Origin of the sequence: Paenibacillus sp. FSL M7-0656, from assembly GCF_038003225.1 — a bacterium.
In the GTDB taxonomy this organism is placed as follows: Bacteria; Bacillota; Bacilli; order Paenibacillales; family Paenibacillaceae; genus Paenibacillus; species Paenibacillus amylolyticus.
In genome coordinates this window covers 2,275,310-2,289,795 of sequence record NZ_JBBOOT010000001.1, presented here as the reverse complement: position 1 = coordinate 2,289,795, position 14,486 = coordinate 2,275,310, and the positions used below count along the sequence as shown (strand labels likewise).

The following is a 14,486-nucleotide window of genomic DNA, read 5'->3' as shown; positions in this document are numbered from 1 at the left end:
TTTTTTGTAACTTTAAATGTCAGAATGGTGTAAATTCCGAGAGGAGGATGACTAATGGGAGCTCAAATTCCAGAAGTACGATCGACAGATGAATTACGTGAAAAATGGATGAAGCCGGAGGTCATTAGCGGTTCCGAGATTCTGCTGAGAAGTTTGTTGCTTGAAGGTGTGGATTGCGTATTTGGTTACCCGGGTGGCGCAGTGTTGTACATTTACGATGCAATGTATGGTTTCGAGGATTTCAAACACGTCTTAACCCGTCACGAACAAGGTGCAATTCATGCAGCTGACGGATATGCACGTGCAAGCGGCAAAGTTGGTGTTTGTATCGCTACCTCCGGGCCGGGAGCAACCAATCTGGTTACTGGAATAGCCACGGCATATATGGATTCTGTGCCGCTGGTTGTCATTACGGGAAATGTTAATTCCAGCCTGATCGGCTCGGATGCTTTCCAGGAAGCAGATATTACCGGGATTACAATGCCGATCACCAAACACAGCTATCTGGTAAAAGATGTTAAGGATTTGTCGAGTATCATTCATGAGGCATTCCATATTGCCAACACCGGCCGTAAAGGTCCTGTACTGATCGACATTCCAAAAGATGTCTCAGCCAACAAAACCTTGTTTGAACCGAGTACTGAACCTGTTACATTAAGAGGGTACAATCCACGGACAGTACCAAACAAACTGCAGGTTGACCGTTTGGCTCAGGCCATTCAGGAAGCAGAACGTCCAATGATTCTGGCCGGTGGCGGTGTGGTATACTCGGGAGGACATGAAGAACTGTTCGAGTTTGTTGAGAAGACAGGCATTCCGATTACGACAACCCTTCTGGGGCTTGGTGCATTCCCAAGTGGGCATGAACTATGGACAGGAATGCCAGGAATGCACGGAACATACACATCCAACCTGGCCATCCAACAGTCGGATCTGCTGATTAATATCGGCGCACGATTCGATGATCGGGTAACAGGTAAGCTGGACGGATTCGCTCCACATGCCAAAATCGTTCATATCGATATTGATCCGGCTGAGATTGGTAAAAACATTGCAACCGATATTCCAATCGTTGGTGATGTGAAGACCGTACTTGAAATAGCCAACAAAGAAGTTGGACGTGCAGAGCGTGCAGATGCATGGAGAGACCAGATCAAACAGTGGAAACAAGAGAAGCCATACAGCTATACGGATTCAGACGAAGTGCTGAAACCGCAGTGGGTTGTTGAAATGTTGAATGATACAACCAAAGGTGAAGCAATTGTGACTACGGATGTGGGACAACATCAGATGTGGGCGGCACAATATTACAAGTTTAATCAACCACGTTCATGGGTAACTTCGGGTGGTCTCGGAACGATGGGCTTCGGATTCCCTTCTGCAATTGGTGCTCAGATGGCCAATCCGGACAGACTCGTTATCTCCATTAACGGTGACGGCGGAATGCAGATGTGTTCCCAAGAACTCGCAATCTGTGCCATTAACAATATACCGGTAAAAATTGTGATCATTAACAATCAGGTCCTTGGAATGGTTCGCCAATGGCAGGAACTCATCTATGAGAACCGTTACAGCCACATTGATCTGGCAGGAAGCCCGGATTTTGTAAAACTGGCTGAAGCATATGGCGTGAAAGGATTGCGTGCAACGAATAAAGAAGAAGCAGCGCGTGCTTGGCAGGAAGCTTTGGACACACCAGGACCAGTCGTTGTAGAATTCGTAGTACGCAAGGATGAAAATGTGTATCCAATGGTTCCGCAGGGAGCAACAATTGATCAAATGCTGATGGGGGATGCTGACGAATGATTAGACATACGATTTCAATATTGGTAAACGATCAGCCAGGCGTCCTTCAGCGTGTATCAGGGTTGTTCGGTCGACGCGGATTTAACATTGAGAGTATTACCGTAGGTCAATCGGAAGAACCTGGACTCTCCCGGATGGTTATTGTCACCATTGGTGACGATAAAACGCTGGAGCAGATTGAGAAACAATTGTATAAAATCATCGATGTTATTAAAGTGGTTGATTTCAGCCTGAAACCGATGGTAGCCCGTGAACTCGCTTTGATTAAAGTGAAAGCAGAGCCTTCCGAGCGTCCTGAAATTCTGGGTGTGGTAGAAACATTCCGCGCATCCGTTGTAGATGTTGGTCCGGGCAGCCTGATTGTGCAGGTAGTCGGAGATACGGACAAAATTGATGCTATGATTGAATTGCTCAAGCCATATGGCATTCGCGAATTGTCTCGTACAGGCATTACTGCATTGGTACGCGGCAACGTATAAAGTTATAATGAATGAAGAGGGACGACGGTTAGCTAACATATACAGTTGATCTTATGTGAGTGTCAGTCCCTTAACAGTTGTAATTTAACATTTTAGTGATGTAACGCTTGAAAATATAGCTACATTCCCGCATTAATGGGCGGGTGTCTGAACGGATCGGATCAGACCAGAGATGCTTTTGACACTCCAAGCGAGGCGGTCCCTTGAGACACCCGCTCATTAATGAAGGGTTCTTTACAATACAAAGGAGGACTTATAAACATGCCAGTAACTACTTATTATGAACAGGATGCAGAGCTTAACGTATTGAAAGGAAAAACGATCGCGGTAATCGGTTATGGTAGCCAGGGCCACGCCCAAGCTCAAAACCTTCGTGATAGTGGATTGAACGTAGTCATCGGACTTCGTGAAGGTAAATCCTTCGACACTGCAAAAAATGACGGATTTGAAGTTCTGTCCCCGGCTGAAGCAACAAGCCGCGCAGATGTAGTTCAAATCTTGCTGCCAGACGAAACTCAAGCTTCTGTATACAAAAACGAAATCGAACCAAACCTGAAAGAAGGCGCTGCATTGCTCTTCTCACACGGTTTCAACGTTCATTTCGGTCAAATCGTTGCTCCAAAAAACAGCGATGTATTGCTGGTAGCTCCTAAGTCCCCTGGTCACATGGTACGTCGTACTTATGTGGAAGGTTTTGGTGTACCAGGCCTGATCGCTATTGAGCAAGATGCAACGGGTAAAGCTAAAGAAATCGGTTTGGCTTATGCTAAAGGTATCGGTTGTACACGCGCAGGGGTTATCGAAACTTCCTTCCGTGAAGAAACAGAAACAGATCTGTTCGGTGAGCAAGCTGTTCTGTGTGGTGGCGTGAGTGCATTGGTAAAAGCTGGATTCGAAACATTGACAGAAGCGGGTTACGCTCCTGAAATGGCATACTTCGAATGTCTGCACGAACTGAAGCTGATCGTTGACATGATGTATGAAGGCGGACTTTCAAGCATGCGTGATTCCATCAGTAACACAGCTGAGTACGGTGACTATGTAACTGGACCTCGCGTTGTAACTGAAGATACGAAGAAAGCAATGAAAGAAGTGCTGACGGATATCCAACAAGGTAAATTCGCACGTGACTTCATTCTGGAAAACCAATCCGGACGTGCATTCTTGACAGCAACTCGTCGTAACGAAGCTGAACACCCAATCGAAGTGGTTGGCGGACAATTGCGTGAGATGATGCACTGGATCAAGAAGTAAGCATTAACTTCTAGAGCATGCACCTTAAGGTAATTAAGTAAACTTAGAGCTTTAACTGGGAATAGCGGCCGTGCTTATGCGTGAGCCGCTATTGCTGGTTCAGAGAAACATATAACAACAAGTACAGGAGGTGCGAAGCGTGCGTAAAATCTATGTATTTGACACAACGCTACGTGATGGAGAGCAATCCCCGGGAGTCAATCTGAACACTCGTGAAAAGGTGGAAATTGCCCATCAGCTCGAGCGGCTTGGCATTGACCGGATGGAAGCGGGTTTCCCGGCGGCATCTCCAGGTGATCTGGCAGCTGTCAATGCAGTAGCAAATGCGGTCAAAAATGTGACTGTAATTGGCTTGTCCCGTTCCAGAGAGCAAGACATTGATGCGGTTAAGGAAGCACTTAAAGGTGCACAGGACCCGTGCATTCACGTTTTCCTGGCAACTTCACCTATTCACCGCCAACATAAATTGCGCATGGACAAAGCGCAGGTACTGGATACAGCTCGTTCCGCGATTCGTTATGCAAAGAAAACATTCTCGAAGATTGAATTCTCCCTTGAGGATGCAGGTCGTACCGAGTATGATTTCCTCGTGGAAATGGTGAATATGGCTGTTGAAGAAGGTGCAGCCGTCGTGAATATTCCGGATACGGTTGGTTACCTGAGCCCATATGAATACGGAAACATTTTCAAACATCTCAAGGAGAATGTACACGGTATTGAAAAGGTACAGCTGAGCGCCCACTGTCATAATGACTTGGGTATGGCGACGGCCAATACACTTGCAGCCATTCTCAACGGAGCCGATCAGATCGAAGGTACGATCAATGGCATTGGTGAACGTGCCGGAAACACGGCGATCGAGGAAATTGCTATGGCACTGGAGACACGTCAGGAATTTTTCCAGGCGAAAACATCGCTGCAGTTGTCTGAGATTGCACGGACCAGTCGTTTGGTTAGCCGTTTGACAGGTATGGTTGTGCCTGGAAACAAAGCCATTGTTGGGGCAAATGCCTTCGCACATGAATCTGGCATTCACCAGGATGGTATGCTGAAGGAAAAAACCACGTACGAGATCATGACCCCAGAGTCCATCGGTCTGAAGGAAAGTAAACTTGTACTGGGTAAACATTCTGGTCGTCATGCCTTCCGTGAACGGTTGATTGATCTGGGATATGAGCTGGAAGAAGAAGCATTGAATCGGGCTTTCGCCCAGTTCAAAGATCTGGCTGATAAGAAAAAAGAAGTTACTGACGAAGATCTGCTTGCCGTAATTGAAGAGAAATTGCAGGATGCACCTGAGGTGTATAAACTGGAATCCATCTTCGTAACTTACGGAGATGAATCGGTACCAACGGCCAAAGTCCGCATTGCAACGCTTGATGGGGATACGATTGAGAAGCAAGCAGAGGGTAACGGATCGGTAGATGCGATCTACAATGCGATTGACCAAGTGAGTGGGGAAGACGTAACGTTGTCTGACTACTCTATCAAATCGGTAACGCATGGTAAGGATGCATTGGGTGAAGTACATGTTGTGCTGACTCAGAATCAGGTTTCGGTACAAGGACGTGGCGTAAGCACAGATATATTGGGTGCAAGTGCACGTGCCTATGTAGACGGCCTGAATCAATTGATTGAGAAGCGCAAGACATATACGAACCGTGTAAACGTTAATCTGTAGGCTCCAATGCAAGAAGCACGCACCTTTCATTGAACTGAACTTTAAGCTGAGACACATGTATGCTGCTAGAATGATCTATCTTTAATTTAATGGATATAGAAGATCGTTCGGCTTGCTTTGTTACGTTTAGTGAGGTACGTAAAGAGTCTGACTCTCCTGTGGAGGGTCAGACTCTTTTGCTTGTATTTATATAATTATGGCAGTAAAACACAGAACCTTTTCTACGCTTCCTATTGTATTGTCTTACGCCATCAAGCTATTACCATGCGTATGCATTAGGTGCATGTCCACCTGGACCCGGGAAAATCTCATCCAGACGTTTGAGCACGGCTTCATCCAAAGTCACGTCCAGACATTTGAGTGCGGTCTCAAACTGCTCCAGCGTACGTGGTCCGATAATCGGGGCGGTCACTGCCGGATTGGCTGCAACCCATGCCAAAGCCACCGTATCCTGTGGTTCACCGAGATCACGACACAGTGCGGCAAAGTCTTCAAGCTGAGTTTGCTGCTGCTCGATCCGTCCAGCGATGCCCCCGCTGCGTGTTCCTTCCAGCTTCTGCAGAGCGTTACGTCCCAGTAATCCACCATCCAGTGGACTCCATGGAATGACGCCGAGGCCCAGCTCTTTGGCTGCGGGCAGTACTTCCAACTCAGGCAAACGACAGTTGAGACTATATTTATGCTGTTCGGAAACCAGGCCGAGGAAATGACGATTCTTGGCTTCACTTTGAGCGATTGCAATCTGCCATGCGGCAAAGTTACTCGATCCTACATAACCGATTTTACCCTGATGAACGGCATTCTCGAACGAACCCCACAGCTCGTCCCACGATATGGCAGGGTCCACATGGTGCATCTGGTACAGCTCAATATGATCGGTCTGTAAGCGGCGGAGGGAACCCTCCAGATGCCGCCTGATTTTGTAGGCTGAGAGGCCAGCTTCGTTATTGGGGCCATCTGTATCATCATGCATGGAGCCATAGACTTTAGTGGCCAGAACCACTTTCTCACGTCTGCCTCCACCCTGGTTGAACCAGCGTCCGATAATTTCTTCGGTAAGGCCGGAATTTTCACCCCAACCGTAGATGTTAGCGGTATCAAAAAAGTTCACGCCTGCATCAAGTGCTGCGTCCATAATGCGGAAAGCTTCTTTTTCATCTGTAGCAGGCCCGAAATTCATAGTACCGAGACAGATTCGGCTGACCTTGAGGCCTGATTTACCCAAATACGAATATTGCATGTTGCTTATCCCTCCTGCGTACCTGATTTGAATTCAGCTATATTTTAACCCAGCCGGGAGGTCAGAACAACTTGGAAAGGCCAATCTCTATTGGCTTATAGGTAAAATCTATTAAAGTCATAGATTGTATATCTTGGTCAAATGACCTTGGAATATGATACAAAAGAGAGAGTTAATATGAGACGTTACTTTATGAATAATTAATGAATGAAATATAAGGAGTGGACAACCCAATGGCAGACGTGAAAAAAATTGCAGTTATTGCAGGTGACGGAATTGGCCCTGAAGTCGTAGCTGAGGCTGAGAAAGTTCTTAAACGTACGGAGGAAGTATTCGGTTATCGTTTTGAGACAGAGCATGCGTTGTTTGGCGGAATCGCGATTGATGAGAAGGGTACACCTCTTCCTGAAGAAACACTGAGCGTATGTAAAAGTGCAGATGCAGTCCTGCTTGGAGCGGTTGGTGGTCCAAAATGGGATAACAACAGCAAAGAGCTTCGCCCGGAAACAGGCCTGCTGGGTATTCGCAAAGCACTTGGATTGTTCTCCAACCTGCGTCCGGCTGTCGTATTTGATTGCCTGAAGGATGCTTCAACTCTGAAGCCTGAAGTACTGGAAGGTACAGATCTGATGGTGGTACGTGAGTTGACAGGTGGGATCTACTTCGGTGAGAAGTTCAGACGTGAAAGTGCACAGGGCGAAGAGGCTGTGGATACATGTGCATATAATGTAACAGAAGTGGAGCGGATCGTTCGTCAGGCGTTCGAAATTGCGCAAGGACGTCGCAAAAAGCTGGCTTCTGTAGACAAAGCCAACGTATTGGAAACTTCCCGTCTCTGGCGTGAAGTCGTGAACCGGGTAGCACCGGATTATCCGGATGTTGAACTGGAGCATGTACTGGTAGACAACTGCGCGATGCAATTGCTGCGTCGTCCGTCCAGCTTCGATGTCATCGTAACGGAAAACATGTTCGGAGATATCTTGAGTGATGAAGCAGCGATGTTGACAGGTTCCATCGGTATGCTCGCATCTGCATCACTGGGAGAGGGCAGCTTCGGACTCTATGAACCGGTACACGGTTCCGCACCGGATATCGCAGGTCAAGGCCTCGCTAATCCGATTGCAACCATTCTCTCTTTGGCATTAATGTTCCGTACAACCTTTGGTTATACAGAAGGTGCGGATGCCATTGAAGCAGCTGTGTCGGATGTATTGAATGCAGGACACCGCACAAGTGATATTGCTGTAGACAAGAGCACAGCGATCAGCACGACCGAAATGGGCGATTTGATCGTGGCGGCTATTCAGAAACAGGCGTAATTATATTATCAACTACAGGCAGCCCTTTGTTTCCAGTTATGGAATGTGCAGAGGGCTGTTCCTTTATCATTTTTGCCACGAAAATTCCTTATTTATAATGATTATAAAAAAATAATGTTTATAATCTTGACTTTAGGAAGTCCGGATGATAACATTTTACTTGTACTTGTTATCAAGTATCAAATCATTTTAATTACAGGAAAAGCGTACGCGTTTTTCTTGATGATGAGCAATCCGCAAGGATGCTTACATAATCCCAAAGGAGGAATTTTTAGTTATGGCAGAACGTTTGGTAGGTAGACCAGCACCGGATTTCGCAATGGAAACAGTATCGGGAGACGGACAAGACTTCGGTTCCGTTAAACTGTCCGATTATCGTGGCAAATGGCTTGTATTCTTCTTTTATCCTTTGGACTTCACATTTGTGTGCCCAACTGAAATTACAGCTTTGAGCGTTGCTTCCGAGCAATTCAAAGCTTTGGATACAGAAATCCTTGGCGTGAGCGTAGACTCCGTACACAGCCACAAAGCATGGATCAATACACCTGTAGACAGCAATGGTCTGGGTCAATTGAACTTCCCACTGGCTTCCGATATCACGAAGCAAGTGGCTAAAGATTACGGCGTTCTGATCGAAGAAGAAGGCGTAGCATTGCGCGGTCTGTTCATCATCGATCCAGAAGGCGAATTGAAATATCAAGTAGTTAACCACAACGATGTAGGCCGTAGTGTTGAAGAAACACTTCGCGTACTGCAAGCACTGCAATCCGGCGGATTGTGTGCAATGAACTGGAAACCAGGCGACACTAACCTGTAAGCCAAGTTAACTTGAACGGTTTTTGTTCAAGCCCTCATCCCGTTAGGGATTGAGGGCTTTTTGCACCCTTTTGACGGAAGTTATCACGAAGTTAATCAAAAGTGTTTGAACAAGCAGCTAAGCGTGTTAATAATATATTAGAAGAAAGTCTTCTTTTTATCTGTTGAAAGAGGAATTGATGGCCTTTAAGGCGAATAGGGTATGGAAACCCGGTAAATATTCCGGTGCTCTGCATTTATAATCTGTACATGAATGTGATACACTGATGGAACTATTCCTTTTTGGAAGTGCTGTAAGTGTACGGGATGGCATTTTAACAAAAAAGTCCCGGCACGTAATAAGGAGGGTGAACAAAAATGAGTTACTGTTGTGGGGCAAGTATGGTTGGAACGAAGGGCACGCTGAAGCATTACCGCACCCAGGTTCATAATGTTCCCCTGCTGTTTTGCCCGGTGTGTCACCGGGTTGAGGTGCATTATAAAGTGGAAAATGAATACGAAATCCTGGCTGAATATGCGCATGGAGACGGTGCATCCGAGATAGACTTTCAAGATTATGTTACAGAAGATGAGGATGCCATTTTCGAAAACTGTGTAAACCGTGAGAGCGAGGATGCCATGGTCATTGTGCAGCGCCAGATTGATATGGCTCTGGATTTGCTCAGGCTCGCGAAGGAAACCAAAGACGAGAAGTGGGAAAGCGAACTTAAACGTCGATTAGCTGTGATGAGTCAGCGCAGACTGAAAATTCAGCATAATAAGACCGGACTATAGATGATCTCGGATATATCACCAATTAAAGATATTAAAAACGAAGCTGATTTGCCTACTGGGTGAAACGGCTTCGTTTTTGTGCTGTGTTCTGGAACTAATTCGAGGTTTTTTTTTAAAATAATTTCCATTCGACACTTTCTCCGATTGACTCTCTTCTATAAACTTGTCTATGATAAAAACAGACTTGCAAAAGAGGCGGAGCAAAAAATGTTCGTGTTTGGGAATAGGAGAAGGTCAGAATGGGACAAACGTATATGATTTTCCGGATCGACTGTTGGTTACCGGGAATAGACCAGCTTGAGTTCCGGACATGCCATCCATATTTTCGGCTCAGCCCCCCAACGAAAGGGCACCGGTAATGAAAAATAAAATCGGCCCTTCCTGTTTCTGTGATGATATGATGTCCGAATGGCAAGTTTATCATTTACGTGAAAAGGAGGAACCTGACATGATTAGTGAATTTCAGGATACAGTGCCTCAACCAACGGATGGTTTCCCGCCTGTGCATCTGGATAACAACAAGTACGAGAATGTACTGGAACATCTGGATAGCGGTATTATGTTGTTTGACAGTCACGGTGTATTGACGTTTATTAACGTTCAGATGGCAAAGTTGTTGGAACTTCCAAGAAGTCTGTTGAGCGGCTGCACCCTGATGCAAATGCTGCATCATCCGCAGATGAGCCGATTCAAGAAAAAGAAAATTTTACGTATCTATCGGGAAACTATTTTTCATCGTAAGCGCTATCATGAATTGATTGATGAATACGGAAGGCATTGGCTGGTTACTGTGACGTACGGTGATCAGATGGATGGCGACTTCTTGTTCAGCGTCAAAGATGTATCTGATTATAAACAAATTGAACAGACCGCTTATCAAAATGACAAACTTGCGATGCTGGGGCGAATTTCAGCATCTATTGCTCATGAAATTCGTAATCCGTTGACTGCAATCCGTGGGTTCATTCAACTGCTCAGGCCCCATTTGCTGCAGCTCGGCAAAGACGAGTACGCTCGAATCATACTGACGGAGATTGATCGGGCGAATGACATCATCTACGAATTTTTGAATTCTTCCAAACCGTCAGCTCCACAGAAGACCGTGATATCCGTCGACTCTTTGCTCAAAGAGGTGGTCTTGCTGACCGAAAGCGAAGGGTTGATGAAGGGATGCGAGATCGTACTGGATGAAGGGGATGCCCCGCTGAATGTGTCCATTGATGTCAAACAGATTAAGCAGGTTATTTTGAATATGGTGAAAAACGCAATGGATGCCATTGAGGAAGTTGGCGAAGAACATACGGGTCTAATTCGAATATCTACCGCCACGGAAAACAAGTTCGTACAGATCTCCATCGCGGATAACGGTCATGGGATGGACCATAACACGCTTGTACGTCTGTTTGATCCGTTCTTCACGACCAAGGAGAGCGGAACGGGGCTTGGACTTTCGGTGAGTTACCGAATCATCAAGAACCATGGAGGCACCATCTCTGTGGATAGCAAAAAGGGCGAAGGCACGCGGTTTATAATTATGTTACCCTTGGTATATTGAGAAAAGCGGGGAGTTAAGGAGTTGGCCATTTGCCAACTCCTTTGTTTTATGTTGCCAATAACGGTTATAGTTAGTAATGAATGCGAATACATAAGCTCCATAACGGAAGGATGAGATGCAGATGGAAATCCAAGGAATGGAACAAATGAATCAACAACTGATGGATCACGTGGGAAAAGTGATTGTGGGAAAAGAGCATACGATAGAGCTGGTAATGACAGCGATCATAGCGTCAGGACATGTGCTGCTGGAGGATGTACCGGGTACCGGAAAAACGATGCTTGCCAAATCGGTAGCCTCTTCATTGGACTGCACATTCCAACGGATACAGTTTACACCGGACTTGCTGCCCTCTGACTTAACAGGGATTCATTTTTTTAATCAAAAAGAAGGGGATTTTGAATTCCGACCCGGCCCCTTGTTTGCCAATCTTGTACTAGCCGATGAGATTAACCGTGCTACACCGCGTACACAATCAAGCTTGCTGGAGTGTATGGAAGAGCGCCAGATCAGTATCGACGGTTCAACGAGACAGCTGGAACGGCCATTCATCGTTATCGCCACCCAGAATCCTGTAGATAACCAGGGAACTTTTCCACTACCTGAAGCGCAGATGGATCGTTTTATGATGAAAATTCGCATGGGTTATCCAAGCAGTGAAGAGAGTGTAGAAATTTTGAGACGTACGGTAGCCAGTCGTTCTGTTGATGATCTCTCGGCAGTGATCAGTCGTGAAGAACTTTTGAAGGCGCAGGATACGTATAAAACAGTGCAAATCAACGAAGATTTGCTACGATATATCATTCAGTTAACCGAAGCGACAAGGCAACATCCAGAGCTCTCGCTTGGCGTAAGTCCACGAGGGGCTCAGGCATTACTCAAGGCAAGTCAGGCATGGGCTGCACTGCATGGCAGAGACTTTGTTTTGCCTGATGATATTAAAGTACTGGCGGAACCTGTGCTGGCCCACCGACTGGTATTCCGTAACAGGATCAGACAACAAGAGGGCTTGGCGGAGCGTATCATCCAGGAACTTCTGAATCAGACAGAAGTGCCTACGGAGAATCTCGCTACAAGCGGGCGTTAATCTTATGGCATTATTATGGCTTGTCCTTGTTGGAGGCATTGTCGTTGTTATACATGGTGTGTGGTTTGGACGACCTGCACTGCGAAAACTCAGATACAGCAGACAATTCAGCAAGCTGCGTTGTTACGCTGGAGATGAACTTGAGATGGTGGAGACGATATCAAATGAGAAACGAGTCTCCGTACCGTGGCTCAGACTTGAATCGATGATGCCAGTGTCGTTTGTTTTTCGTTCCGGCTCAGGTATGGATATTAGTCAAGGCGAAATCTATCAGAACCATAAGAGTATTTTTACGTTAAAACCGTTTACTCGCATTACGCGCAAGCATCCTTTTACATGTACTCAGCGTGGAATTTATCCATTAAATACAGCAACGATGACAGGTGGGGATCTCTTTGGCGTGTGGCGTTCCACCAAACCGATTCCTTTGCAAATGTCTATGATTGTGTATCCCTCATTAGTGAATGCAGAGGATCTTCCTGCAATTTATCAGGTATGGCAGGGAGAAGTGGAAGTATCACGATGGATCGTTGAAGATCCTTTCTTGATTCTGGGTGTTCGGCCTTATGGTGCAGGCGACCCCATGAATCGTATTCACTGGAAAGCGAGTGCACGTACAGGTGAATTACAGGTCTACAAGCAGGGATGGACGGCTGATCCGCAATCCTGGATTGTAGTCAACATTCAGGAATCTGCAGATATGTGGAGTGTTGTTACTCGACCGGAAAAGATTGAGCGGGCACTTCGTTACGCTGCCACGGCTGCAGTGGATGCCATCGGTAGAGGGTTGCCAGCAGGTTTCGCCCATAATGGTTATCATGTGGGTGGAGGCCGCGATACACTTCGGATTGAACCGGATTATGGCACGCCCCATCTGGAACGGTTACTGGAAGCTATGGCTGAGACAGAGTTGAAATGCATGGTGCCCATGGAGCAATTCCTGAATGATGAAGTACGTCTGAATGAAGAAGCACAGCAAATCCGCAGCTATCTGCTGATTACATCCTATGTATCTGCCGCTATGGAGCACGAGATTGCACGTCTGCACGAACAAGGACATCGTGTAACGATTCTCCCGGTAGAGGACGTGAAGGGTAATACGAAGGCGGTGAGTGCATGAGGAACAGACCGGTAGCGACGACCACAGGACTCATAACAATGCTTGCCGTCTTGATGGCTGGCATATACCTTTTTCCGATATTTACGCTTGCTTCATTCTACGCAATGGAACATTTGCCGTACACATTATTCATCCTGGTTGTTCTTGTAGGTTGGTTGGGACAATTCATTCAGCATAAAATTCCAGGTTTTAGCGAGAAAAGTACACTCATTCGTGGACTAGCGGCACTCGTCATAGGATTTCTCTTCGCACTCGTTGTTGGGTTGAGCCTTATTCTCCCGTTGCCGGATATCATCACATTGGTACTGTGTGGAGTCATCTCGGCTTATGCAGGTCTGACCCTCCAGCCAGTCTTTCATTCTGTATTGTTATGGCGCTTGCAGATTATGGGTGTAATCAGTGCAATCGTGCTTATGATTGCTTCGAATTCGTTGGAATTCATGCAGCCAATACGAACCTATACCCTATGGATCTATATTGCCGGAGTGATCAGCTTTGCCTTTTGGCTAGTTGGACGATATATGCTGCAACTGGATCAGGCAATACTCAATGACGGCAAGAGAAGATTGGTATTAAGAGATTTTGCACGTGCGAATCATCAGCGGTTCATGTGGATGTTTATTGTTATCGTAGCGATTGGTGCTTTCCCAAGTTTGGCTGCCTGGCTGGGACCGCTACGTGATCGCTTGCTCGCATGGATCAGGGGATGGTTTGGTCCGATTTCCGGCGAGGAGCCACGATTACCAATGGACAACCCCAATCAGCAGTTAAATATACCGAATGACTGGAGAGAGCCGCCATCCGAGCCCTCAGTCTTCTGGAACATCCTCGGATGGATAGTGATGTGTGCTGTAGCAGGAGCAATTCTGTGGCTGCTTCTGAGGTTGGGACAAAAAACGATAAACAGACTTATGGACCGATTCAAGGGGATGTTACAACCAGGTGAAAAGAAGGCAGAACCACGGACGGAGTATATCGATGTCAGTGAGACGCTTGATGCGCCAGCAAAAGTCCGAAAGAATTGGTTTCGGAAGAAAGAAGCGCCACCTGCACAGGATGCCGAACGTGTTCGGTATTACTATCGGACTTGGATTGAAAGAGCCGCTCATCGAGGCGTGGAAATACAGGGGACACACACTCCGCTGGAGGCTGCACAGACCATTATTCAGAATGGTATGAAGGTAGAAGAAGGTGAGCTGTCTGCGAGACTGCCAGATACGTATAATGCCGTTCGTTATGGAGAGAAAGCTCCCGATCGTTCCGATATGGTTGAGATTGACCGAATCTGGAGATCTTATCGAAGTAAATAAGTCCGGAATCCCTTTACTTTTCTTGTCACGTTCAAGTATCATGAG

The 14,486-nt window shown here is 46.4% G+C and carries 12 protein-coding genes; 11 read left to right on the top strand and 1 reads right to left on the bottom strand.

From position 1 onward, the window contains the following. The first annotated feature begins 54 nt into the window (after positions 1–54). The 4 genes from ilvB (at position 55) to MHI01_RS09845 (ending at position 5,220) form a co-directional block, all read left to right on the top strand. Entirely contained in the window at positions 55–1,806 is a 1,752-nt protein-coding gene (gene ilvB / locus MHI01_RS09860) for a biosynthetic-type acetolactate synthase large subunit (RefSeq protein WP_036610160.1), read from the top strand. Then, positions 1,803–2,285, top strand: coding sequence for an acetolactate synthase small subunit (ilvN, locus tag MHI01_RS09855; RefSeq protein ID WP_024628317.1), 483 nt, complete (start codon positions 1,803–1,805; stop codon positions 2,283–2,285). The genes ilvB and ilvN overlap by 4 nt, the downstream gene beginning before the upstream one ends. 261 nt (positions 2,286–2,546) lie before the next feature. Next, positions 2,547–3,539, top strand: coding sequence for a ketol-acid reductoisomerase (gene ilvC, locus MHI01_RS09850; protein WP_036669754.1), 993 nt, complete (start codon positions 2,547–2,549; stop codon positions 3,537–3,539). 139 nt (positions 3,540–3,678) lie between these two features. Next, entirely contained in the window at positions 3,679–5,220 is a 1,542-nt protein-coding gene (locus tag MHI01_RS09845) for a 2-isopropylmalate synthase (protein ID WP_036610154.1), read from the top strand. A gap of 259 nt (positions 5,221–5,479) precedes the next feature. Here MHI01_RS09845 and MHI01_RS09840 read toward each other — a convergent pair whose 3' ends face one another. After that, the gene (locus tag MHI01_RS09840) at positions 5,480–6,460 is read right to left on the bottom strand and encodes an aldo/keto reductase (protein ID WP_036669756.1); all 981 of its coding nucleotides are present in this window, start codon (positions 6,458–6,460) and stop codon (positions 5,480–5,482) included. A 233-nt stretch (positions 6,461–6,693) separates the two neighbouring features. Between MHI01_RS09840 and leuB the strand changes: the two genes are divergently transcribed. From leuB to MHI01_RS09805, 7 genes are all read left to right on the top strand, one after another. Continuing rightward, positions 6,694–7,779, top strand: coding sequence for a 3-isopropylmalate dehydrogenase (gene leuB / locus MHI01_RS09835; protein ID WP_036610148.1), 1,086 nt, complete (start codon positions 6,694–6,696; stop codon positions 7,777–7,779). Positions 7,780–8,056: 277 nt separating this feature from the next. After that, entirely contained in the window at positions 8,057–8,596 is a 540-nt protein-coding gene (locus MHI01_RS09830) for a peroxiredoxin (protein WP_036610146.1), read from the top strand. A gap of 356 nt (positions 8,597–8,952) precedes the next feature. Continuing rightward, entirely contained in the window at positions 8,953–9,369 is a 417-nt protein-coding gene (locus MHI01_RS09825; RefSeq protein WP_017689649.1) for a hypothetical protein, read from the top strand. A gap of 448 nt (positions 9,370–9,817) precedes the next feature. Beyond that, positions 9,818–10,924 carry a PAS domain-containing sensor histidine kinase gene (locus MHI01_RS09820; protein ID WP_036610143.1) on the top strand — a complete coding sequence of 369 codons (1,107 nt, stop codon included), beginning with the start codon at positions 9,818–9,820 and terminating at the stop codon, positions 10,922–10,924. 121 nt (positions 10,925–11,045) lie between these two features. After that, positions 11,046–12,011 (top strand): AAA family ATPase, encoded by a 966-nt coding sequence (locus MHI01_RS09815; protein ID WP_047842249.1) that lies wholly within the window; start codon positions 11,046–11,048, stop codon positions 12,009–12,011. A gap of 4 nt (positions 12,012–12,015) precedes the next feature. Next, entirely contained in the window at positions 12,016–13,131 is a 1,116-nt protein-coding gene (locus MHI01_RS09810; protein ID WP_036669763.1) for a DUF58 domain-containing protein, read from the top strand. Beyond that, positions 13,128–14,441, top strand: coding sequence for a DUF4129 domain-containing protein (locus MHI01_RS09805; protein WP_340983012.1), 1,314 nt, complete (start codon positions 13,128–13,130; stop codon positions 14,439–14,441). The genes MHI01_RS09810 and MHI01_RS09805 overlap by 4 nt, the downstream gene beginning before the upstream one ends. The last annotated feature ends 45 nt before the right edge of the window (positions 14,442–14,486 follow it).

What these genes read in the sequence shown, in the direction of transcription:
- ilvB (WP_036610160.1), top strand. Translation starts at nt 55, where the DNA reads ATGGGAGCTCAAATTCCAGAAGTACGATCGACAGATGAATTACGTGAA.
- ilvN (WP_024628317.1), top strand. Translation starts at nt 1,803, where the DNA reads ATGATTAGACATACGATTTCAATATTGGTAAACGATCAGCCAGGCGTC.
- ilvC (WP_036669754.1), top strand. Translation starts at nt 2,547, where the DNA reads ATGCCAGTAACTACTTATTATGAACAGGATGCAGAGCTTAACGTATTG.
- MHI01_RS09840 (WP_036669756.1), bottom strand. Translation starts at nt 6,460, where the DNA reads ATGCAATATTCGTATTTGGGTAAATCAGGCCTCAAGGTCAGCCGAATC.
- leuB (WP_036610148.1), top strand. Translation starts at nt 6,694, where the DNA reads ATGGCAGACGTGAAAAAAATTGCAGTTATTGCAGGTGACGGAATTGGC.
- MHI01_RS09830 (WP_036610146.1), top strand. Translation starts at nt 8,057, where the DNA reads ATGGCAGAACGTTTGGTAGGTAGACCAGCACCGGATTTCGCAATGGAA.
- MHI01_RS09825 (WP_017689649.1), top strand. Translation starts at nt 8,953, where the DNA reads ATGAGTTACTGTTGTGGGGCAAGTATGGTTGGAACGAAGGGCACGCTG.
- MHI01_RS09820 (WP_036610143.1), top strand. Translation starts at nt 9,818, where the DNA reads ATGATTAGTGAATTTCAGGATACAGTGCCTCAACCAACGGATGGTTTC.
- MHI01_RS09815 (WP_047842249.1), top strand. Translation starts at nt 11,046, where the DNA reads ATGGAAATCCAAGGAATGGAACAAATGAATCAACAACTGATGGATCAC.
- MHI01_RS09810 (WP_036669763.1), top strand. Translation starts at nt 12,016, where the DNA reads ATGGCATTATTATGGCTTGTCCTTGTTGGAGGCATTGTCGTTGTTATA.
- MHI01_RS09805 (WP_340983012.1), top strand. Translation starts at nt 13,128, where the DNA reads ATGAGGAACAGACCGGTAGCGACGACCACAGGACTCATAACAATGCTT.